At 45.3% G+C, this 766-nt stretch carries 2 protein-coding genes; both read right to left on the bottom strand.

The annotated features are described in order from the left end of the window. The coding region (locus tag AB4232_RS22195) for a nicotinate-nucleotide--dimethylbenzimidazole phosphoribosyltransferase (protein WP_372088026.1) at positions 1-111 on the bottom strand (111 nt) is incomplete at its 3' end. 73 nt (positions 112-184) lie between these two features. Continuing rightward, positions 185-766, bottom strand: a 582-nt coding sequence (locus AB4232_RS22190; RefSeq protein WP_372088025.1) for a flavin reductase family protein, incomplete at its 5' end; no start/stop codon positions are given.

Genomic DNA, 766 nt, shown 5'->3' with positions numbered 1-766 from the left:
AATCAATGCCAGTTGATGTGCGACTTTTTCTAGTAAGCCAAGCGCACCGAGTGGCTTGGTTTTTTGGTCAATTCGGTGTTGGATGTACTGCGAGTATTGGGTATCTAACATAAGTTTAGGAACACTTAAATTTAAGGTAATGGATTTCTAGGGCTGCGATTCTGCTTAAGCTAAATCGATAACACTATTTAGGGCGTGCAACAGAGAACACATTGGAAAGCGTCGCGTATTCACCGCCACCAAGTCGAGATAAAGGGTCCAATGCCATCGCATCAATCTTCAGACGTTCACTCTCTTTATCAATCACATTTTCGGAAATGTACACGGTTTCAACTTGAGCAAAGATAAGGCTTTGTGGCACCTCTCCCACTTCTTTTACTTCGTACAAGGTGCAACCAAAAGCGACCGCGCACTCTTTTGCTCTCGGTAAAGAAAAGCCCTCGAATTCAACCAGTTCAATATTATTCGCGGTAACTTCAGAGTCACCATGATCGAGTGTTGCTGCTGTTGCTGTCATTGTTTCGGCAGAACTTGAAGAAGCAATGTGAATCACTAGCTTACCCGTTTCTAAGGCGTTACGAGTGGTATCTTTGATTTCGCCCGACGGCTTTTTCCCAACTGATAACATCAGTAGCGGCGGATTGCTGGAAACAGGCGTGAAGTAAGAGAAAGGCGCTAGGTTGTACTCTTGGTCGGAAGATTCCGTCAATGCCCACGCTATCGGGCGAGGCACAACGGTTTGTGTCATCAGGTGATAAATCTGAGT

It is taken from the genome of Vibrio sp. 10N.286.46.A8 (assembly GCF_041470165.1).
Lineage (GTDB): Bacteria > Pseudomonadota > Gammaproteobacteria > Enterobacterales > Vibrionaceae > Vibrio > Vibrio tasmaniensis_A.
Note: the sequence above shows the minus strand (reverse complement) of the source record. Positions and strands in the feature narration are given on the sequence as shown.